The organism is Bradyrhizobium sp. WSM3983 (assembly GCF_000473045.1).
Classification (GTDB): Bacteria; Pseudomonadota; Alphaproteobacteria; order Rhizobiales; family Xanthobacteraceae; genus Bradyrhizobium.
On record NZ_AXAY01000010.1, the window covers coordinates 230,896 to 251,997 of the forward strand.

Below are 21,102 nucleotides of genomic sequence, written 5' to 3' on the forward strand. Positions count from 1 at the left end.
CACCCGTCTTCGATCAACGCACCAAGTTAACGTTTGCGCGGTGAAGAGGGGGTTTCGGATCGGCTGAACTGGTCACTATGCTTAATGTTGCGTATAGGGGTCGCATCAGACGGAGCATGACGTGGCGAATTTCCCGGGCGATCTGCAAGTGATCGTGCCAAATCTGCACAGGCGCTATTCCGGGGTCACCGCGACCAACCGGATGGTGGCGCCGCGGCTGGCCAAGCTCTATTGCGCCGCATGGTTCGGCTCGGATGCGCCGGAGGGGATTTCGCGGCTCAGCGTCGCCGATGTCCTGAAGCTGTGGCGCCGCAAGTCGCCCGTGATCTGGCATGCGCGCCGCAACAACGAGATGATCGCCGGCGTGGTGCTGCGCGGGATCGGCTGGCCACTCAAGCTGGTGTTCACCTCGGCGGCGCAGCGGCATCACAGCTGGATCACGCGCCGGCTGATCCGGCAGATGGACGCGATCATCGCGACATCGGATCTCTCGGCCTCGTTCCTCAAAGTGCAATCGACCGTGATCCCGCACGGCGTCGACACCGAAATCTATGCGCCGCCGCACGATCGCGCCGCGGCCTTCGCGGAAAGCGGCTTGCCGGGCCGTTACGCCATCGGCTGCTTCGGCCGCGTGCGCGCACAGAAGGGCACCGATGTGTTCGTCGATGCGATGTGCCGATTGCTGCCGCGCTATCCGGATTTCACTGCGGTCATCGTCGGACAAGTCACGGCCGAGCAGACGCCTTTTGCGAACGATCTGAAGAAACGCATCGAGGCGGCCGGCCTGCCATCGCGGATCGTCATCACCGGCGAATTGCCGATCGAAGACGTGCAGCGCTGGTATCAGCGGCTGACGATCTACGCGTTCACTTCACGCAACGAAGGTTTTGGCCTGACGCTGATCGAGGCGATGGCGACCGGCAGCGCGCTCGTCGCCGCACGCGCCGGTGCGGCCGAGCTCGTGGTCGAGGATGGCGTGTCGGGCGTGCTGATCCCGACCGGTGATGCGGATGCGCTGGTGGCGGCGCTCGAGCCGCTGATGCGCGATGTGGCTCTTGCGACCGCGATGGGCGAGCGTGGGCGGGCGCGGGTGCTCGAAAAGTTCAGCCTCGATGCCGAGGCGGCCCGGATCGGCGAGGTCTATCGTCCGCTGCTCTGAGCGAGGGCTGTCGCGACCGCAGACCGAAAACGCGAAAACAACCCCATGCACAGTAGCCGGTGGCAGCGAAATCAACGGCTTGCCCGGCGCGCATGATGTCGATGCGGATTTTACGAATTTCGTTTGACGCGTCGGGCAAAACACCTCTAGAGTGCCAACATCACGAAATTCATAAAGCCAGCGCCGTCTTCGGCTGCGGGGCTCTTTGTTGCAATGAGAAGAGAAGCAGTGGTCCAGCGATATTCTGCTCCTGCCGTAACAGGAGCGCTTTAAAATATCATCAACCCACAGTTGGACTAGGAAGCTTCTCCCGGCGCTGTTATCGTCGTAACCCTCGGGAAACACAAATGAAAGTATAATTACGTCACTACGTGACGTAATGACTTGAAATTGTGATGAGATATGCTAAATTCCCGTCATGAGGGCGACATGGAAGTGGAATTTGCGGATGAAGCTCTCGACCAGCTGGAAATCGACATCCAGTTCAACGGTGGATTCGACCGCGCCATCGTCAAAGGCTTCCGCAAGGTGATGCAGGTGATCCGCGCAGCACCGGATGAGCGCGAGTTCTATGCCCTCAAAGGGTTGCACTTCGAGAAACTCGAAGGAGACCGATCGCATCAACGATCCATGCGCCTGACGGGCAAATGGCGTTTGATAGTGGAACTTCATGGGCAGGCGCCGAATAAAGTCGTCCGCATCATAGGCATCGAAGATTATCACTGAGAGGGAGGGCGAGATGACGGATAGACGACCCGCCGAAGTGTTCCCTCCCGGGGAGTTCTTGGCAGATGAGCTTGAAGCCCGAGGTTGGACTCAGAGCGAATTTGCAGAGATTATTAGTCGGCCTCAGAAGCTCGTAAACGATGTTGTTCTAGCAAAGCGCGCTGTTACTCCGGAAACTGCCGCCGATTTTGCTGCGGCCTTGGGTACTTCTGCGCAGTTTTGGATGAACCTCGAAACTGCCTGGCAACTCTCCAAAGTTTCACCTCGCGACGATTCCATTTCTCGCGCCGCTAAACTTCGCGAACGCTTTCCGGTTCGCGAGATGTGCAAGCGCGGCTGGATCAAGTCCGGAGGGTCCGCAGCCGAGCTAGAGCGAGATATCTTGGCGTTCTTCGGTCTCAGTTCGATCGAGGAACCAATAGAATTCCAGCACGCCGCGCGTCGCAATTACAAGCGAGAGGTTACGGTACATCAGTGGGCATGGATCTTTCGGGCTAATCAGCTCGCGAGTGCGCTAAGGACACCGCCATATTCTGAATCAGCTCTTCGCAAGAGGAGTTCTGATCTCGAAGCGCTCATGATTGAGCCAGAAGGAATTCGCCATGTGCCGCGAATTCTTTTGGAGTGTGGTGTTCGTCTTGTTGTTGTTGAGCCGATACCGGGTTCTGAAATTCAGGGGGCCTGCTTCTGGATCAATGAAAATAAATCTCCTGTCATTGGTCTCACTTTGAAGGGAGATCAGATCGATAAATTCTGGTTCGACCTTTGGCACGAGCTTGAGCATGTTCTTAGTGGCGATGGTAAGGAGGGCGTCATCATTGAGGATTTTGATGAAAGCAAAGTGGGGGACGATGAAGCGGAGATTAGAGCTAATCGAGCTGCTGCGAACCATTGCGTTCCGCTAAGGGCGATGAACGACTTCTTCCTGAGGCACAATCCGATGTTTGCTGAGAAGAGTTTCCTTGGATTTGCTCGCATCATGAAGCGCCATCCGGGCATTGTTGCTGGGCAACTTCAAAAGCGATCTGGTCGATGGGACTTATTTAAGAAACATCAAGCCAAGGTTCGACACATCATAACAGAGGCGGCCCTGACAGACGGCTATGGAGTGAGCTCATGACTTACGTCAAGCAAATGCAGCGTATTGTTGATGAGTACAGACTTGAAGGGCTATCATGGCCGACCTCAGCGAAGAACATGGCGGATTGGGCGATCAGAACAGGGCGCTGGGAGCTTCCCGCCGCTGCACTGAGGCGCCGTTGCGCTGACGACATCGCGTCAGCCATGCGCGAGGAATTTATGACAGATCGGAAAGGTCGTCGCGTTCGCCTCTTGCATCCAGCGCCTCTTGAAACGGAGGGGCAGACAGAAATGGTGTGGGACGATATTCGTACCGCGCCGCGCGACCATATGCAGCTATCGTTCCAGCATCGCAGGAAAGGCATAGTTGGGGATTGCCGCCAGATGAAGGTGGACGTGGACAGTTACAACGACGCACATCCTGACGCAGAGCCAATCCAGATCGTTTTCGACTTCACGATGGACCTAGCCGAGTTGGAGGCCGCTGACGAGGCGGCCTAGGCTAATTCGCTTTTGGCGAGTTGGGGATATGATGTGTGATCCCTCATCCGCCGATGCGATGGGCGCACTTGCGCGAAAAATGTTGTCGAGAGTTCAGTCTCGCCCTCGAAGGCCGGCCGAATCGCAGCCATTTACCGCCGCTTAATCTGAGCAATCACCTCGGTCACGAATGCGTCGAGGTCGCCGCCTGGAAACAGAAAGCCCGGCAGTCCGAGCGCCTTGCCTGCCTCGATGTCCCGGGCCTGATCTCCGATCACGAAGCTGCCGTCGAGTTGCACCGGCCAGTGCCGGACGAGATCGCGCAACATGCCGGGCGCGGGCTTGCGCCAGTCATGCTCCCCGATGTAACCGGCGACCGTTCCTTGCGGATGATGTGGACAGAAGCGGATGTCAGCGATCCGCGCGCCGTCGCGGGCGAGCTCGTCGCGCATCCAGCCGTGCAGCCGGTTCACATCGTCTTCAGTGAAGAGGCCGCGCGCGACGCCGGACTGGTTGGTGAAGACAAACACCCAATAGCCGGCCTCATTGAGGCGGCGAATGGCCCTGGCAACGTTTGGCATCCAACGGATGCGGTCTCGCGTGCCGATATAGCCATCGTCATGGTTGATGACGCCGTCGCGATCGAGGAATGCGGCGGGCTTCGCCGCGCGGCTGTCAGACATTTGCAAGTCCCTGCGTCCTGGCAAGCACGTCTCTTGCGATCTCGACCACGTCCTGCGCCGCGATGTCACGCATGCAGCGGTGGTCGTTGATCCGGCAGATCGTGCTTTGGCAGGGCTGGCAGGCGAGCACGCTCTTGGTCTGGACCACGGTCGCGGCGAGGCCGTTGAGGGGCGCCCAGAGATAGGGGCTGGTCGGGCCGAAGATCCCCATGGTGGGCGTGTCGAGCGCGGCCGCGATGTGCATCAGGCCCGAATCGTTCGAGATCGCGACGCCGGCCGCGGCCATGGCGAGGACGCCGTTGCGTAAATCGTTGCCGGTGAGGTCCCGCACCCCCGGGCCACCGGCTGCGACGATCTCCTGGGCGAGGCCTTTTTCCGCGGGGCCGCCGACCACCCAGACTTCGAGCCCGCGCTCGACCAGCAGGCGCGCGGCCTCGGGATAATAGGTCCAGCGTTTCGACACCCCGACCGAGCCGGGGGCGAGCGCGACCGCGGCCCCGGCGCTGAGGCCATTGGCCTGCCGCCAGCGGGCGATCTCCTCGGCCGCCACCCGCAATTGCGGCACCGGCCATTCCGGCGGCAGGGGGGCGCCGTCGGGCTGGGCCAGCGCGGCGTTCTTGTCGATGAAGCGGGGCAGCTTCTTCTCGCCCCAGCGCCAGCGGTTGAGCAGGCCGAACCTGAATTCGCCGACGAAGCCGATCCGCTCTGGGATGCCGGCCAGCGCCGGCGCAATGGCCGACTTCCAGGTCCGCGGTAGCACCAGGGCGGTGCCGTAGTTCCGCTCACGCAGGAGCCGCGCCAGGCCGAGCTGGCGGCCCGCGGCGAGGCGGCTGCGGGGCAGGTCCCAGACGAGCCCAGCGCGCACGCCGGGCATGTAGTCAACCAGGGGCGCGCACTGGGACGTGGTCAGGAGATCGACCGGCCGATTCGGCCATCGCTCCTTCAGCACCCGGACGACGCTGTGATTCCGGACGAAGTCGCCGATCCACATATAGGGCACGATCAGAATCGGGCGCGTATCGCTCCGATCCACACTTCCGCCAAATTGCGAATCGCTGTTCATTCGTTAATCGTGCCGCGGCGCTCTATTTGTGGCGGTTCGGTTAGCCGCTCCCGGCCGGTAGGTAAAGCCGGAGCGGCTGGAGCGTCTGACGTATCGTCAAACTAACTGAGCGGGATTCCAGCTGATGAATTCTTAAGTCGCCGTTGACTCTTGGGTCGCCTATGTACATTTATTTGTACAGATGCGTACAAGGGGAGTTGTACGATGGCACACGTTTCATACACAGAGCTTCGCGGCAATCTAGCTGCATATATGGAGGCGGTTTGCGATGAGCGATCCCCCCTGGTCGTTACGCGTCAGAACGCACGTAGTGTCGTTTTGATATCTGAAGAGGAATATGAGGGTCTTATGGAGACAGTACATCTCCTAAAGAGCCCAGCTAACGCCACTCGTCTTCTGCGTTCCATTAAGGAGGCTGATGACGGCAAGCTAATCAAGCGCGATCTGATCGAGCCCACCAAGGTAGGCTAAGCGGTTGGATGATAACCGTTTGGACCGAGGATGCTTGGCAGGAATATCTTGAGTGGCAAAAAGAGGACGAAAAAATCCTCGAAGTGATCAACAATTTGGTCCGAGATATCAAGCGCGATCCATTTAAGGGGCTTGGGAAACCTGAGCCACTTAAGCACGCTTTGCAGGGATGGTGGTCCCGCCGGATTACCGGAGAACACAGGTTAGTCTACCGGGTTAGCGGCAGGGGTGAATCTCAGCAGCTCGATATTGTCCAGTGCAAATATCATTACTGAGCAGATTTGGCCTTCTTAGCTTTCTTTTTCACTTTCGGCTTTTCCTTCAACGGCTTTGGCGGCGTCTTCAGGCCGTTACGTAGCGTAGCTGCGAAACGGTTGAGCCTCTATTTCCGTATCGGCTCGACAACGAAAGGCCGCCCCTCGAGGTGGCCTTACTTTTTGGGTGGGGCCACGTACCAATGCAGCGTTAGAAGCGCGGCGAAAGCGCCGGACAAGGCCAGGATAACCGCGAAGGTGATTGAATATTTGCGAAACCGCTTCGCTTGCCCGGTCTGGATAATAAGCATCAGCCGAATATACACGCTCTGGTGAATTCGGGCACCCCCTTAGTTCGGCCTAGGACATTGGGGGCGAATACAGACGGCCCCCAAAACCGCTTACACTTTGGCAGATGATGCGCTACGGCAGGTATCGGACCCCAAAACTCGGGCAGGGATTTCGGAATGTTGCTGGTGACCGGCGGGGCCGGTTTTATCGGGTCGAATGTTGTCGCCGCGCTGAACGACGCCGGCCATAGCGATGTCGTGGTCTGCGATCTCCTCGGCAGCGACGGCAAGTGGCGTAATCTCGCCAAGCGACAACTTGTGGATATCGTTCCCCCGGCCGAGCTGCCTGACTGGCTGAAGGGCCGCAAACTCGACGCCGTGATCCATCTCGGGGCGATTTCCGAGACCACCGCGACCGACGGCGATCTCGTGGTCGAGACCAATTTCCGCTTCTCGATGCGCCTGCTCGACTGGTGCACGGCCAATGCGGTGCCGCTGATCTACGCGTCCTCGGCTGCGACCTATGGCAACGGCGCGGAAGGTTTTGACGACGATGCCTCGCTGCCGGCGCTGAAGAAGCTGCGGCCGATGAATCTCTATGGCTGGAGCAAGCAGCTGTTCGATCTCGCCGTCGCCGAACGCGTCGCGCGGGCTGAGAAGCTGCCGCCGCAATGGGCGGGCCTGAAATTCTTCAACGTGTTCGGCCCAAACGAATACCACAAGGGCACGATGATGAGCGTGCTGGCGCGCCGCTTCGACGACGTCAAGGCGGGCCGCGTCGTGCAGCTGTTCAAGTCGCATCGCGACGGCATCGCCGACGGCGACCAGCGCCGCGATTTCATCTATGTCGACGACGTCGTGCGCGTGATCCTGTGGCTGCTGGCAACGCCTGCGGTGTCCGGCCTTTTCAATGTCGGCACCGGCAAGGCGCGCAGCTTCCGGGAGCTGATGCTGGCTGCCTATGCCGCGCTGGGCACCAGACCCAACATCGACTATATCGACATGCCCGAGCAGATCCGCGGCAGCTACCAGTATTTCACCGAGAGCAAGGTCGATCGTCTCCACCGCGCCGGCTATAACGGCGGCTTCACGACGCTCGAAGACGCGGTGAAGGCCTATGTCGGGGATTATCTCGACCGGCCCGATCGCTTTCGCTAAGGCCCCAAGGATCTGAGGCCCAATGACCATGCCGACGCCCATTCTCGATTTCGATGCCCTCGCGCAAGCCATCGCCGATCGCACGGTGCTCTGCATCGGCGACATCATGCTGGACGAATTCGTCTACGGCGAAGTGTCGCGGATCTCGCCGGAAGCGCCGACCCCCGTCATCGCGGCCCAGCGCAGCGAGATCCATATCGGCGGTGCCGGCAACGTCGCGCGCAATATCGCTTCCCTCGGTGCGCGCTGCGTCTTCGTCGGCCTTGTCGGCGAGGACGATGCGGGGGCGCGGCTCAAGGCCGCGCTGGCGAACCATGCCGGCATCGAGAGCGCGCTGGTGTGCGACCCGTCGCGGCCGACCACGCGAAAAGTCCGTTTCGTCTCCGAGCATTTTTCCACGCATATGCTGCGCGCGGATTGGGAGCAGGCGCAGCCCGCTTCCGACGAGGTCGAGACCAGGCTGATCGAGGCGATCCTGCCGCAGATCGCGCGCGCCGATATCGTGCTGCTGTCCGACTACGCCAAGGGTGTGCTGACCGCGCGCGTGATCCGCCACACCATCGATGCCGCGCGAAAGCTCGGCAAGCCCGTGATCGTCGATCCCAAGAGCCTGAACTGGGCGATCTATCGCGGCGCCACGCTGCTCACGCCCAACCGCAAGGAATTCTCGGAAGCCACCCGCAGCCGCGCCGACACGCCGCAGAGCATGGTCGATGCCAGCGAGGACGTGATGCGGCTCGCCGATTGCGAGGCGATCCTGGTCACGCAAGGCGAGCACGGCATGACGCTGGTGCCGCGCAAGGGTGAAGCCGTCCATGTTCCGGCCTTCCCAGTGAAGGTGCGCGACGTCTCCGGCGCCGGCGACACCGTGGCCGCCGCGCTCGCGGTCTCGATCGCGGCAGGCGCGGAATGGGAAACGGCGCTGCGCATGGCGAGTGCGGCCGCCGCCGTCGCGGTCGGCAAGCAGGGCACCGCCAGCGTGAGCGCGGCCGAGCTGCGCCGCAAGATCCTGCCGCATGCCACTCTTGCGACCGAGGAGAAGGTCGTGAGCGGGCCTGATGCGCTCGAGGCCCAGCTCGCCGAATGGAAGGGGCAGGGGCTGCGCGTCGGCTTCACCAACGGCTGCTTCGACATCCTGCATCCCGGCCACGTCAAGGTGCTGACCGCGGCGCGCGCCGCCTGCGACCGCTTGATCGTAGGCCTCAACAGCGACGCCTCGGTACGGCGGCTGAAGGGCGCGGATCGCCCGGTCCAGGACGAGCGGGCGCGCGCGGAAGTGCTGGCTGCGCTCGAAGCGGTCGATCTCGTCGTCATCTTCGAGCAGGACACGCCGATCGACCTGATCACCCGGATCACACCCAGCGTGCTGGTGAAGGGCGGCGATTACACCCGCGAGCAGGTAGTCGGCCACGAGGTCGTCGAGGCCGCCGGCGGAACGGTTGTGCTGATCGACATCCTCAAGGGTTTCAGCACGACCGCGCTGGTTCATCGCGCGCGCGGAGAGACGAAGTGATGGAGCTCGTGCGTGAGTCGGCGTGGGGGACGACGGTCCGGCGGTTGCGCAGTCCAGCGGCATGGTCCGAGACGGTCGACCTGTTTGCCATCCTGACCGCGGCCTCGCTGCCGTGGTCGACGTCGCTCGCGGCGATCTTCAATGTCGCGATGCTCGCTTGCATGGTGCCGTTTCTCGACGTCAGGGACTTCCTGCAGTCGCTGAAGCGACCGATCTGCGCGCTGCCGATCGCGCTGTTCCTGCTCGCGCTCGTCGGCACGCTGTGGTCGGAGGCGCCCTGGGGCGCGCGGTTCTACGCCGTGAACCCGACGACGAAGCTGCTGGTGCTCCCGATCCTGATCTATCATTTCGAACGCTCGTCGCGCGGACATCTTGTGTTCATCTCATTTCTGGTTTCCTGCGCGCTGCTGTCGGTGATGTCCTGGCTCGTGTTTTTCCATCCCACGCTCTCGCTGAAGCCGCCTGATGAACCCAACTCGCGCGGCATCTTCGTGAAGAACTATATCGACCAGAGCCAGGAATTCACGCTGTGTGCGGTCGCGCTCGCGCTTCCGATCGTGAAGCTGCTACAGCAGAAGAGGGTCTGGCTCGCCGCGCTGCTGACGACGATCGCGCTCAGCTTCTTCGTCAACATGGCCTTTGTGGTGATCTCGCGCACCGCACTCGTGACCGTGCCGATCATGCTGGCGGTCTTCGGGCTGTTGCATTTGAAATGGCGCAGCGTCTTGATCATCTTCGCGGCCCTCGTGGCCCTCGCCGCGCTGGCATGGCAGACCTCGTCGACGCTGCACAACACGATTGAGACATTCTCCGTGCAGTACGAGCTCTACAAGGACAAGGGCATCCCCACATCGATCGGACTTCGGCTGGAGTTCTGGCGCAAGTCGCTGGCTTTCTTTGCCGAGGCACCGGTCGTCGGGCATGGAACCGGCTCGACGCGCGGCTTGTTCGAGCAGGCCGCGACCGGCGGCCCCAATCAGGCCTCAAGCGAGGTTATCGGCAATCCCCATAACCAGACGCTGAACGTGGCCGTGCAATGGGGCGTTGTCGGCATCATCATCCTGTATGCGATGTGGGCGGTCCATCTCCTTCTGTTCCGCGGCGACTCGCTCGCCAGCTGGATCGGGTTGCTGGTCGTTGTCCAAAACGTATTCACCTCGCTCTTCAATTCCCATCTGTTTGATTTCCACGAGGGCTGGATGTACGTGCTCGGTGTCGGTGTAGCCGGCGGCATGGTGATCAATTCGCACCGGAACGGCCGGAGCCCGGGACAAGCCCGCGGCTGAGCTTCGGAGCGCTGGCAAGTCCCGGCGAGATGCGCTATCAGCGCGGTCAGGTTGTATGTAGCACTGGAGATATTCGGCCGCAGATGACGCGTCTTTCGCATCTCACCTTGCGTAACTTCCTGATCGCGCTTCACGACCTGGTGGCGACGGCCGCGGCCCTGTTCGTTGCGTTCTATCTGCGCTTCGAGGGCGGCGCGGGCTTCTTTGCTCGCTTGCCTCTGCTGCTGCAGATCCTGCCTTATTTCCTCGCTTTCAGCGTGGTCGTCTTCTACGTCTTCAACTTGACGACCACGAAGTGGCGCTTCATCTCGCTGCCCGATGCGCTGAACATCATCCGCGTCGCCACTGTGCTGACGGTGGCCCTTCTCGCGCTCGACTACATCTTTGTCGCGCCGAACGTGCACGGGGCTTTCTTCCTCGGCAAGATCACCATCGTCCTCTATTGGTTCCTGGAAATCTCTGCGCTGAGCGCGCTGCGGCTGACCTATCGCTATTTCCGATATACCCGCGTGATGCATCACGTCAGGACCGAAAATGCCGCAACGACGCTCCTGATCGGGCGCGCCGCCGATGCCGAGGTCGTGCTGCGCGGCGTCGAGAGCGGCGCCATCAAGCACCTCCGCCCGGTCGGAGTGCTGTCGCCGTCCCGGGCCGATCTCGGCCAGCTCATCCGCAACGTGCCGGTCGTGGGCGCGATCGACGACATCGAGGATGTCATCAGCAGCTTCGCCAAGCGCAACAAACCGATCGCCCGGGTGGTGATGACGCCCTCCGCCTTCGAGCCGGAAGCGCATCCCGAATCCGTGCTGATGCGCTCGCGGCGGCTTGGCGTGATAGTCAGCCGCCTGCCGTCGCTCGAGCAAGGGGATGTGCCGCGGCTCACCTCGGTTGCGGTCGAGGACCTGCTGCTGCGGCCGAGCGAAACAATCGACTATGCGCGTCTCGAAGCCCTGATCAATGGCAAGAGCGTCATCGTGACCGGCGGTGGCGGCTCGATCGGCTCAGAGATCTGCGAGCGCGTGGTTGCGTTCGGCGCGGCGCGTCTCCTGATCGTCGAGAATTCGGAGCCGGCCCTTTATGCGGTCACCGAGGCGCTCGTCGCGCGCGGTTCCGGCGCCGAGATCGAAGGTCGGATCGCGGATATTCGCGACCGCGAGCGCATCACGCGTCTAATGGCGGAGTTCAAGCCGGACATCGTGTTCCATGCCGCCGCGCTCAAGCACGTTCCGATCCTGGAGCGGGACTGGAGCGAGGGCGTCAAGACCAACATCTTCGGCTCGATCAACGTGGCCGATGCCGCGCTGGCGGCAGGCGCCGAGGCCATGGTGATGATCTCGACCGACAAGGCGATCGAGCCGGTCTCGATGCTTGGCCTGACCAAGCGTTTCGCGGAGATGTATTGTCAGGCGCTCGACCACGACCTCGTGGTGCGGGCCGGCGGCAGCAAGCCGGCGATGCGTTTCATCTCGGTCCGGTTCGGCAATGTGCTGGCTTCGAACGGGTCGGTCGTGCCGAAGTTCAAGGCGCAGATCGAGGCTGGCGGTCCGGTCACCGTGACGCATCCCGACATGGTCCGGTATTTCATGACCATCCGCGAAGCCTGCGACCTCGTCATCACGGCCGCCACCCACGCGCTCGGCGCCAAGCGTTTCGACGTTTCGGTCTACGTGCTGAACATGGGCCAGCCGGTGAAGATCGTCGATCTGGCGGAACGGATGATCCGGCTCTCGGGTTTGCAGCCCGGCCACGACATCGAGATCGTGTTCAGCGGCATGAGGCCGGGCGAGCGGCTGAACGAAATTCTGTTCGCCTCCGAGGAGCCGACCGTCGATATCGGGGTCGCGGGCGTCATGGCGGCGAAGCCGAACGAACCGCCGATGCAGACGCTGCGCAAATGGATCTCCGCGCTCGAACTCGCCATCGTGCATGACGATCGCGCCACCATCAGGACCATCCTGAAGGACGCCGTCCCGGAGTTCGGCGTCAACGCGAGCGCTGCATCCTGAGTGACGCCGGCGAGCGGAGCTGAAAGATTCGCCGGGCAAAGCGCAGGAAGAACGCCGCGTCGATGACCGGCGCGTTCAGATGCTGCCGGCGCGATCGCAGGCACTCCAGATTGGCGCGCAAGGTCACGCGCCAGCCGCTGGTGCTGATGCCGCCCATCTGGAAATCGGCAATGACGCGCGGAAGGTAGGCGACCCTGTAGTCGTTCAGCGCCAGCGCACGCAGCATGTAGTCGTAGTCGGCGGTCGTGACGTAACTCAGATCGTAGTCGCCGACCGTCTCGGCGACCTGGCGCCGCATGTAGAACGTCGGATGCGGCGGGACCCAGCCGAGCTGAAACGAGTGGCGACCGTAGTGCCCAGCGCGCCAGGCGCGCACGACGGTCTTGGATTGATGGTCGATGACCATGTCGAGGTCGCCATAGACGACATCGGCCTGTTCCAGCGCCGCCGCGATCGCTGCCAGCGCACTGTCGTTGTGAAACGTGTCGTCCGAATTGAGGAAGCCGATCGCGTCGCCCATGAACAAGTGCAGCCCCTTGTTCATGGCGTCGTAGACACCCTTGTCGGGCTCGGAGACCACGCGGATCTCGCTGGAGCCGAACGACTCCACGATCTTCAGCGTCGCATCCTTTGAGGCACCGTCGACGACCAGCATCTCCTTGTCGGGATGCGTCTGGCCGAGGAAGGATTCGACGGTGGCGCCGATCGTCGCCTGAGAGTTGTAGCTGGCTGTGATGACGCTGATCTTCATTCCGGATCCGTGCTGCTACGTGCCGGAGATTATAGGGAACAACCCTGAAGGTTGATAGACAACTGAAGAGGCCGCGGTGCTTCCGTGCCGGCCTTGTGAACGCTCATTCGCGCACCCCGATCGGTGCCGAGTCCTGCGCGGCCTTCTCCGCGCTGAGGATCCAGACCAGGCCGCCGAATGCGCCGACGATGAAGGAGACCGCGCCGAGCAGCAGCGAGACGTTGACGCCTTCATTGGCAGCCAACCCGGCGAAGCCGAAGGCCAACCCCATGCTCGCCTCGCGCACGCCCCAGCCGGCGATCGAGATCGGCATCAAGGTAATCAGCATCACCGGCGGCACCAGCAGGAAGACCTGGGCGAAGCTGACCGGTGCCGCGATCGACTGCACCACGCACCAGGCGATGACGACGGCAAGCACGTGAACCAGCAGCGACAGGATCGCGATCATCGGTCCGCGCGTGCGGTTGAAGATCACGCGGTTGGCGATCACGGCGCAGGCGTGGATGTGATGGGTGGCCCACCAGGTCTTCAGCCACGACCATTTCAGCGCGCCGAAGATCAGGAAGCCGATGCCGCCCGCAAGCGCTGCGAAGTCGACCAGCAGCAGCGCCGAGCGGCCGTGCGGATCGGTGATGAGCGTAAAGCTCCAGGGCAGGCTGGCGACGATGAGGACCGCGAGCGCAACGAGGCCGATCGCACGATCGACGAAGATCGAATAGGTCGCCGCGCGCCATCCGGCGCCGGTGCGCGCCACCAACCAGAGCCGGACCGCATCGCCGCCGATCGCGGACGGCAGGGTCTGGTTGAAGAAGGAGCCGATCACGTTGTAGCGCATCGCGCGGCCGAGCTCGAGCGGCGCACCGCACGCGGCGCTGACCTCGCGCCAGCGCAGCACGCCGACGAAGATTTGCAGGAACGTCACCGCGATCGCCATGCCGATCCAGAACAGGCTGGTCGCGGTGAAGCGCGAGAACAGCTCGGTCAGATCGACCTTGCGCAGCGCCAGATAGAGCAGCGCCGCGGAGATCAGGATTTTGGTTGTCGACAGCAGGATTCGGCGCATCTCGCCCGCAGGGTTTGCGAAAATTGGAGGCAACCCGACGCGATGCGCCGAATTCGGCCGCTTTGGTATGGTTTTGGCGCCGATCTTGCAATAGCTATCATGGGGGCGGCGATCTATTGCGCCCTCTCGATACCGGCTAAAGAGGCGCTGTGTGCTGGCTTTGGGGATTGCTCGGGATCGCTTGGGAACAGGATGACGGATCAGGCGATTTTGGTGACGGGTGCCGCCGGTTTCATCGGCTTTCACGTCACCCGGCAGCTCCTCGCCGAGGGGCGGTCCGTGGTCGGGCTCGACAATCTCAACAGCTATTACGATCCAGCGTTGAAACAGGCGCGTCTTTCGCTGCTCGGCAACGAGTCCCGTTTCTCCTTTGTCCAGGCCGATCTCGCCGATCGCGAGACGATGGCGGCGCTGTTTGCGCGGCATCGCTTTTCAGAGGTCGTGCATCTCGCCGCCCAGGCCGGCGTGCGCCACTCGATCGAGCATCCGCAGAGTTACGCCGATTCCAATCTGCAGGGCTTTCTCAACGTGCTCGAGGGCTGCCGGAGATGCGGTTGTCGTCATCTCGTCTACGCCTCGTCATCGTCCGTTTATGGCGCCAACACTAAACTGCCGTTTTCGGTGGAGGACCGGACCGATCATCCTGTGAGCTTCTACGCTGCGACCAAGAAGGCCAACGAGGTGATGGCGCAGTCCTACAGCTATCTCTACCGGTTGCCGGTCACTGCCTTGCGCTTTTTTACCATCTACGGCCCGTGGGGACGGCCTGATATGGCCATGTTTCTGTTTGTAAACGCCATCATGGCGGGCCAGCCGATCCGGCTCTTTAACCATGGCAAAATGCGCCGCGACTTCACCTATATTGACGACGTGACCCGTGTAGTGTCCAAGCTGATCGATCTGGTGCCTGCGGACGACCCGGCTGCCGCAAATGCGCCGTCTCGGGTCTACAATGTCGGAAATCACCGCCCCGAAGAGCTGATGCATGTCGTCGGACTTCTGGAGCGGGAGCTGGGTCGGACGGCGGTCAAAGAATTGCTGCCGATGCAGCCGGGAGACGTGGTGGAAACGTTCGCGGATGTCGAGGATTTGATGCGCGACACCGGCTTTGCACCGTCAACGCCGATCGAGCACGGGGTCCATAATTTTGTCACCTGGTATCGCGACCACTTCAAGGTTTGAAATGACGATGGACAAACGCATTATCCCCCTGATCATGTGCGGCGGCGCCGGCACGCGGCTGTGGCCGGCTTCGCGCGAGGTGCGCCCGAAGCAGTTCCTGCCGCTGTTCGGCGCGCGCTCGACCTTCCAGGATACGCTCTCGCGCGTCTCGGATGCGTCGCTGTTCGATCGCCCCATCGTCATCACCAACGCCTCCTATCGCTTCATGGTGCTGGAGCAACTCGCCGAGATCGGCATCGAGGCCGACGTGATCCTCGAGCCGATGCGGCGCGACTCCGGTCCCGCGATCGCCGCGGGCGCGGCGTTTGCGCAAAACCGCACGAGTGAGGCGATCGTGCTCGCGCTCGCCGCCGACCATGTGGTGCAGGACAATGCCGCCTTCGTCGCGGCGTGCCGTGAAGGCCTGGCCGCCGTAAGCACCGGGCGCATCGTCACCTTCGGCGTCAAGCCGGAGCGGCCGGCGACCGAATACGGCTATATCAGCCCGGGCGAGGTGATCTCCGGCGAGGTGCACGCGGTTGCGCGCTTCGTCGAGAAGCCGGATGCCGTGAAGGCCGCCGACTACGTCAATTCGGGCTATCTCTGGAACAGCGGCAACTTCATGTTTCCCGCGACCCTGCTGCTCGACGAATATCGCAAGGTGGACGCTGCGAGCGTGGAGACGATCTCCAACGCGGTTGCCAGCGCGGGGCGCGACCTCGGCTTCGTGACGCTGGAGCCGCAGGCGTTCGGCGCGGCGAAGGCGATCTCGATCGACTATGCGGTGATGGAAAAGACCTCGCGCGCAGCCGTGGTGCCCGTGTCCTGCGGCTGGTCCGACGTCGGCTCCTGGCGCGCGGTGTGGGAATTGTCCGACAAGGACACGCAGGGCAACGCGGCGCACGGCACCGCCGTGTTCGAGGATTCGCGCAACTGCAACGTCACGACGGATCATGCGCTCGTCGCGCTCGAAGGCGTCGACGATCTCGTCGTCGTCGCGACCGCGGATGCGGTTCTGGTCTCGCGCCAGAAGGATGCCAACGGCCTCAAGCGTCTCGTGACCAAGCTCAAGGCGGTTGCGCCGAAGGTCACCGAGGAGCATCTCAAGGTGCATCGCCCCTGGGGCAGCTACCAGTCGGTCGACAATGGCGAGCGCCATCAGGTCAAGCGCATCGTGGTCAAGCCTGGCGGGCGTCTGTCGCTGCAGAAGCATCATCACCGCGCCGAGCATTGGATCGTGGTCCGTGGTGCCGCCCGCGTCACCGTGAACGAGACCGTGAAGACGGTGCACGAGAACGAGTCGATCTACATCCCGATGGGCGCCGTCCACCGGATGGAGAATCCCGGCAAGATCCTGCTGGAACTGATCGAGGTTCAGACCGGCTCCTATCTCGGGGAAGACGACATCATCCGGATTGAAGACGACTATCAAAGGTCGTAACCAGCAAGCTCCGAATCACGGGATCCGGGCCCGAAAAGTCCGCTTCAAGCGGCTTAAGGCCCGGAGAACGTGTAACTTTTTGAATCAAATCGTGTCCGGGCAGTTTTGCCGGCATTCGCCACAAATGTGGCACCCGTGCTAGAAGCGGCCCGGGGATTTGCGTTGAATCGGGGTTTGCTCAGATGAGTTCCAAAGGGTCACAACCGGCAAAGGCCGGCTTGCGCGTCGGCGTCATCGGCGCGGGCGTGATGGGCAGCAACCATGCGCGCGTGCTGAGCGGTCTGCCCGGCGTCAGCCTGGTCGGCGTGGTCGATCCTTCGCCGGCGCATCGGATGCGCGCGACGGAACTGGCCAATTGCGCGAGCTTCGAGACGCTCGACCAGCTCCTCGCCGAGGGCGTCGATGCCGTCACCATCGCGGCGCCGACCCATCTGCACCACGAGGTGGCGCTGGCGTGCATCGCCAACAACATTCATGTGCTGGTCGAGAAGCCGATCGCCTCCACGGTCGCCGAAGGCCGCGAGATCGTCGCCGCTGCGCAAAAGGCCGGCGTCACGCTGATGGTCGGCCACGTCGAGCGCTTCAATCCGGCGGTCGCCGCCGTCAAGCAGGCCATTGCGGGCGAGGACATTCTCTCGATCGCGATCACGCGCGTCGGTCCGTTCCCGCCGCGCATGTCCAATGTCGGCGTCGTCATTGATCTGGCCGTGCACGACATCGATCTGATCCGCTGGTTCACCGAATCCGACATCGTCGAGGTGCAACCGCAGCTGTCGAGCGCGGTCGCCGAGCGCGAGGACATCGCGCTTCTGCAGTTCCGTACCGCCAACGGCGTGCTCGCGCACATCAACACCAACTGGCTGACGCCGTTCAAGGCGCGCAGCGTCACGGTTGCGACCCGCGGCAAATATGTGATGGGTGATCTGCTGACGCGCCAGGTCACCGAATGCTTCGGTTTCAAGCCTGATGGCAGCTACTCGATGCGGCATCTGCCGGTCGGCCATGACGAGCCGCTCCGCGCCGAGCTGATCGCCTTCCTCAAGGCCGTGCGTAACGGCGAGACGCCGGCGGTCACCGGCGACGAGGGCGTCGCCAGCCTCGAGATCGCGACGCAGTGCCTCGAGACGCCGTCGCGGCCCGCAGCCACGTCGCCCGCCCGCAAGGGCCCGCGCCGCGTCGCCGGCTAAAACCCTTTCCATGTCGACCACGCAAGAAGGCGCCAAGAACCAGGCCATGAACCAGCATCTGCGTTCCGAACCGATTCCCTTCATCGACGTCGCCTCGCAGCGACAGCGGCTCGGCGCCTCGCTCGATGCCGCGGTCAAGCGTGTTCTCGACCATTGCCAGTTCGTCAATGGTCCTGAGGTTGCTGAGCTCGAAAAGCAGCTTGCGGCCTATTGCGGTGCCAAGCACGTCATCGGCTGCGCCAGCGGCACCGATGCGCTTCTCATGGTGTTGATGGCGAAGAACGTTGGTCCCGGCGATGCCGTGCTGTGTCCGTCCTTCACCTTCATCGCGACCGCGTCGCCAGCGGCGCGGATGGGCGCGACGCCGGTCTATGTCGATGTGGATGAAGCGACCTTCAACATGAGCCCGGAGTCGCTCAAGCGCGGCATTGCGACCGCGCGCAAGGCTGGCCTGAAGCCTGTCGCGGTCATTCCGGTCGATCTGTTCGGACAACCTGCCGACCACGATGCCATCGCCGAGATCGCGATGGCCGAAGGCCTGTTCGTGATCGATGACGCAGCGCAAGGTTTTGGCGCAAGCTACAAGGGTCGCAAGCTTGGCACCTTCGGGCTCGCCACCACGACCAGCTTCTTCCCGGCAAAGCCGCTCGGCTGCTTCGGCGACGGCGGCGCGATCCTCACCGATGACGACGAGCTCGCAGCGACGCTGCGCAGCATCCGCGTGCATGGGCAGGGCGTCGACAAATACGACAACGTCCGCCTCGGCCTGACCGGCCGGCTCGACACCATGCAGGCCGCGATCCTGATCGAGAAGCTGAAGATCTTTGACGACGAGATCGCCGCTCGCAACAAGGTCGCCGAGCGCTACGCGCGGGGCCTGTCCAACGTCGTAACCGTGCCGCGGCTGGCGCCGGGCAATACCTCGGTCTGGGCGCAGTACACGATCCGTCTCCCTGAAGGTACCGACCGCGACGGCTTTGCCGCGGCGCTGAAGGCCCAGGGCGTGCCGACCGCGATCTATTACGGCAAGTCGATGCATCAGCAGACCGCCTACAAGCAGTATCCGGTCGCCGGCGGCGGCCTGCCGGGCTGCGAGAGCCTGTCGCAGGACGTCATCAGCCTGCCGATGCACGCCTATTTGACCGAAGCCGATCAGGAGCGAATCATCGCCGCCGTGCGCGGCGCGCTTTCGGCCTGATCTTGCTTCACCTCTCCCGCTTGCGGGAGAGGTCGTCGCGCGAAACGCGGCGGGTGAGGGCTCTATCCTCTGGGGGAATCTTCGTTGTTGAGACACCCTCTCCCCAGCCCTCCCCCGCAAGCGGGGGAGGGGGCGCACTTCCGTCGCAGCTTGCACCTAGACCTAATCTTGCCATGCTCTAAAACAGACGCATGCTCGGACGCATTTTCACGGTCGGTGGTTACACGCTGCTCTCGCGGCTGACGGGATTTGCCCGCGACATCATGCTTGCGGCGATCCTTGGCGCCGGCCCCGTGGCCGACGCCTTTTTCGTGGCGCTGCGGCTGCCCAATCATTTCCGCGCGATCTTTGCCGAGGGCGCCTTCAACGCCGCCTGGGTGCCGGCCTATGCCCACGTCCATGGTGAGCGCGGGGAGGGGGCAGCACGGCTGTTCGCCGACCGCATCTTCACGCTGCTGCTGGCCTCGCAGGTCGTGCTGCTGATGGTCGCCTGGCTGTTCATGCCGCAGGCCATGAGCATTTTGGCGCCCGGTTTCAGCGAGGACGCAGAGCAGCGCAAGCTCGCGATCGAGCTGACCCGGATTACGTTTCCCTATCTGCTGCTGATCACGCTGGTGACGCTCTATGGCGGCATGCTCAACGTGATGCAGCGCTTTGCCAGCGCCGCCGCCGCGTCGATCTTCCTCAACGTCGCGATGATGATGACGCTGGCGCTCGCCGCCTGGTTTCCGACCGCGGGTCACGCCGCCGCCTGGGGCGTCTTGATCTCGGGCTTCCTGCAATATTTTTTGCTCGCGGGCGACCTCGCCCGCCATGGCGGCCTGCCGCGCTTTGCGCCGCCCAAGCTAGACGAAGACGTCCGCGCCTTCTTTAGGGCGCTGGGCCCCGCGACACTGGGCTCGATGGGCACGCAGGTCGCGCTGTTCGCCGACACCATCATCGCGACCTTCCTGCCGGCGGGCGCGCTGTCGGCGCTCTATTACGCCGACCGGCTCAATCAATTGCCGATCGGCGTCATCGGCATCGCCATCGGCACGGTGCTGCTGCCGGAGATGTCGCGGCGGATCACGGCCAACGACCACGACGGCGCGATGAAGGCGCAACGCCGCGCCTTCGATTTCACGCTGCTGTTCTCGGTGCCGTTTGTGGCCGCCTTCCTCACTGTGCCCGACGAGATCATGCGCGCGCTGTTCGCGCGCGGCGCGTTCTCCAAGGCCGACGCGGTCGCCGCGGGCGGCACACTTGCGGCCTACGCCATCGGCCTGATCCCCTTCGTGTTGATCCGCAGCGCGGTCGCAACCTTCTATGCGCGCAAGGACACCGCGACGCCGGTTCGCGCCTCGCTGTCGGGCATCGCGGTCAATGTCGCCTTGAAGCTTGCCTTGATGGGATCGCTGGCCCAGATCGGCCTGGCGCTGGCAACCGCCGTCGGTGTCTGGACCAATCTGCTGCTGGTGCTGTTCTTCGCCGTGCGGCGCGGCTTTCTCGTGCTGGACCGCGCCTGGCTGATGTCGCTCGCCAAATTCCTGCTGACCGGACTGATCCTCGCCGCCGCGTTCTGGCTGATCGCGCGGTTCGCTGGATCGTCGCTGGGCGCGATGCACTTCCGGGACGAAGTGACGTTGGTCCTGCTGGCCGTCGGCGGCACCATCGTCTATGCGCTGGCGATCCTGGTATTGTTCGGCCGCAGCTGGCTGGTTTCGCTGGTGCGTGGTTAGGCGAGTATCGATAAGTTCGTCTTGTCCGCCCTACCCGCGAAAAGTGAACCCACGTTAAGCGTGAGTGTACTTCGGTTACGGGCCAAAGAGAGATGGGCGGAACAAGCGCCAAACTCGCAATGAAGATTGGGCTTCATTGCTTCCGAGAGAAAGTGAGATGGCCTTATGGACGCGAAATCAGCCATAAGATTTAAACTGCACGCAGAGCGGATCATTGAGGAGTTGTCCTTGGCGCTCACGCTCGCCAAAGAAGCCTCTCCGACAGACGAGTTTCTGAAATTGAGGGCCTCGGTCGGCGATATCATCGCTCGGGTAGGCACTATGCTTCTGGACAATATCTATAAAGATCATCCCGATCTGATGGCATGAAACGCTGACGTGCTAGCGTCTGCTTTGGGTCTCATCGCAGGCCTC

The 21,102-nt window shown here is 62.7% G+C and carries 20 protein-coding genes; 16 read left to right on the plus strand and 4 right to left on the minus strand.

What is annotated here, in order from left to right:
* Positions 1-121: 121 nt before the first annotated feature.
* The 4 genes from YUA_RS0118625 to YUA_RS0118650 all read left to right on the plus strand — a co-directional run bounded on the left by YUA_RS0118625 (position 122) and on the right by YUA_RS0118650 (position 3,466).
* Positions 122-1,159 (plus strand): glycosyltransferase family 4 protein, encoded by a 1,038-nt coding sequence (locus tag YUA_RS0118625; protein ID WP_027532062.1) that lies wholly within the window; start codon positions 122-124, stop codon positions 1,157-1,159.
* 429 nt (positions 1,160-1,588) lie between these two features.
* Complete coding sequence (locus YUA_RS0118630) at positions 1,589-1,885, plus strand: type II toxin-antitoxin system RelE/ParE family toxin (protein WP_027532063.1); 297 nt, start codon at positions 1,589-1,591, stop codon at positions 1,883-1,885.
* Between the two features lie 13 nt (positions 1,886-1,898).
* Positions 1,899-3,005 (plus strand): HigA family addiction module antitoxin, encoded by a 1,107-nt coding sequence (locus YUA_RS44395; protein WP_035971244.1) that lies wholly within the window; start codon positions 1,899-1,901, stop codon positions 3,003-3,005.
* Positions 3,002-3,466, plus strand: coding sequence for a hypothetical protein (locus YUA_RS0118650; RefSeq protein WP_027532066.1), 465 nt, complete (start codon positions 3,002-3,004; stop codon positions 3,464-3,466). The genes YUA_RS44395 and YUA_RS0118650 overlap by 4 nt, the downstream gene beginning before the upstream one ends.
* Positions 3,467-3,597: 131 nt before the next feature.
* On the opposite strand, the gene YUA_RS0118655 is transcribed toward YUA_RS0118650, so the two are convergent.
* Both YUA_RS0118655 and waaF read right to left on the minus strand, forming a co-directional pair.
* On the minus strand, positions 3,598-4,128 hold the full coding sequence (locus YUA_RS0118655; RefSeq protein ID WP_027532067.1) for an HAD-IIIA family hydrolase: 531 nt from the start codon (positions 4,126-4,128) through the stop codon (positions 3,598-3,600).
* Positions 4,121-5,191, minus strand: a complete 1,071-nt coding sequence (gene waaF / locus YUA_RS0118660) for a lipopolysaccharide heptosyltransferase II (protein WP_027532068.1) — start codon at positions 5,189-5,191, stop codon at positions 4,121-4,123. The genes YUA_RS0118655 and waaF overlap by 8 nt, the downstream gene beginning before the upstream one ends.
* A 204-nt stretch (positions 5,192-5,395) precedes the next feature.
* Between waaF and YUA_RS0118665 the strand changes: the two genes are divergently transcribed.
* The 6 genes from YUA_RS0118665 (at position 5,396) to YUA_RS0118695 (ending at position 12,169) form a co-directional block, all read left to right on the plus strand.
* The gene (locus tag YUA_RS0118665; RefSeq protein WP_027532069.1) at positions 5,396-5,662 is read left to right on the plus strand and encodes a type II toxin-antitoxin system Phd/YefM family antitoxin; all 267 of its coding nucleotides are present in this window, start codon (positions 5,396-5,398) and stop codon (positions 5,660-5,662) included.
* An 8-nt stretch (positions 5,663-5,670) separates the two neighbouring features.
* Positions 5,671-5,937 carry a Txe/YoeB family addiction module toxin gene (locus YUA_RS0118670; RefSeq protein WP_027532070.1) on the plus strand — a complete coding sequence of 89 codons (267 nt, stop codon included), beginning with the start codon at positions 5,671-5,673 and terminating at the stop codon, positions 5,935-5,937.
* A gap of 446 nt (positions 5,938-6,383) precedes the next feature.
* A complete protein-coding gene (gene rfaD / locus YUA_RS0118680) occupies positions 6,384-7,364 on the plus strand; it encodes an ADP-glyceromanno-heptose 6-epimerase (protein ID WP_027532071.1) in 981 nt (326 codons plus the stop codon).
* Between the two features lie 28 nt (positions 7,365-7,392).
* Positions 7,393-8,877: a D-glycero-beta-D-manno-heptose-7-phosphate kinase gene (rfaE1, locus tag YUA_RS0118685; protein WP_027532072.1), complete on the plus strand. Its 1,485-nt coding sequence runs from the start codon at positions 7,393-7,395 to the stop codon at positions 8,875-8,877.
* Positions 8,877-10,163, plus strand: a complete 1,287-nt coding sequence (locus tag YUA_RS0118690; RefSeq protein WP_035971245.1) for an O-antigen ligase — start codon at positions 8,877-8,879, stop codon at positions 10,161-10,163. The genes rfaE1 and YUA_RS0118690 overlap by 1 nt, the downstream gene beginning before the upstream one ends.
* Positions 10,164-10,246: 83 nt before the next feature.
* Positions 10,247-12,169, plus strand: a complete 1,923-nt coding sequence (locus YUA_RS0118695) for an SDR family NAD(P)-dependent oxidoreductase (RefSeq protein ID WP_027532074.1) — start codon at positions 10,247-10,249, stop codon at positions 12,167-12,169.
* Here the strand turns inward: YUA_RS0118695 and YUA_RS44400 are convergent.
* Positions 12,147-12,920, minus strand: a complete 774-nt coding sequence (locus YUA_RS44400) for a glycosyltransferase family 2 protein (RefSeq protein ID WP_051383263.1) — start codon at positions 12,918-12,920, stop codon at positions 12,147-12,149. The two genes, YUA_RS0118695 and YUA_RS44400, sit on opposite strands and share 23 nt — an antisense overlap.
* Positions 12,921-13,023: 103 nt before the next feature.
* Positions 13,024-13,983, minus strand: coding sequence for a lysylphosphatidylglycerol synthase transmembrane domain-containing protein (locus YUA_RS0118705; RefSeq protein WP_027532075.1), 960 nt, complete (start codon positions 13,981-13,983; stop codon positions 13,024-13,026).
* A 192-nt stretch (positions 13,984-14,175) separates the two neighbouring features.
* Between YUA_RS0118705 and YUA_RS0118710 the strand changes: the two genes are divergently transcribed.
* From YUA_RS0118710 to YUA_RS0118735, 6 genes are all read left to right on the plus strand, one after another.
* Positions 14,176-15,165: an SDR family NAD(P)-dependent oxidoreductase gene (locus tag YUA_RS0118710; RefSeq protein ID WP_027532076.1), complete on the plus strand. Its 990-nt coding sequence runs from the start codon at positions 14,176-14,178 to the stop codon at positions 15,163-15,165.
* Between the two features lie 7 nt (positions 15,166-15,172).
* On the plus strand, positions 15,173-16,585 hold the full coding sequence (locus YUA_RS0118715) for a mannose-1-phosphate guanylyltransferase/mannose-6-phosphate isomerase (RefSeq protein ID WP_027532077.1): 1,413 nt from the start codon (positions 15,173-15,175) through the stop codon (positions 16,583-16,585).
* Positions 16,586-16,767: 182 nt separating this feature from the next.
* The gene (locus tag YUA_RS0118720) at positions 16,768-17,772 is read left to right on the plus strand and encodes a Gfo/Idh/MocA family protein (protein WP_027532078.1); all 1,005 of its coding nucleotides are present in this window, start codon (positions 16,768-16,770) and stop codon (positions 17,770-17,772) included.
* A gap of 10 nt (positions 17,773-17,782) precedes the next feature.
* Positions 17,783-18,970 (plus strand): DegT/DnrJ/EryC1/StrS aminotransferase family protein, encoded by a 1,188-nt coding sequence (locus YUA_RS0118725; RefSeq protein WP_027532079.1) that lies wholly within the window; start codon positions 17,783-17,785, stop codon positions 18,968-18,970.
* 191 nt (positions 18,971-19,161) lie between these two features.
* The gene (murJ, locus tag YUA_RS0118730; protein ID WP_027532080.1) at positions 19,162-20,688 is read left to right on the plus strand and encodes a murein biosynthesis integral membrane protein MurJ; all 1,527 of its coding nucleotides are present in this window, start codon (positions 19,162-19,164) and stop codon (positions 20,686-20,688) included.
* Between the two features lie 165 nt (positions 20,689-20,853).
* Positions 20,854-21,057 carry a hypothetical protein gene (locus YUA_RS0118735; RefSeq protein WP_027532081.1) on the plus strand — a complete coding sequence of 68 codons (204 nt, stop codon included), beginning with the start codon at positions 20,854-20,856 and terminating at the stop codon, positions 21,055-21,057.
* Positions 21,058-21,102 lie beyond the last annotated feature (45 nt).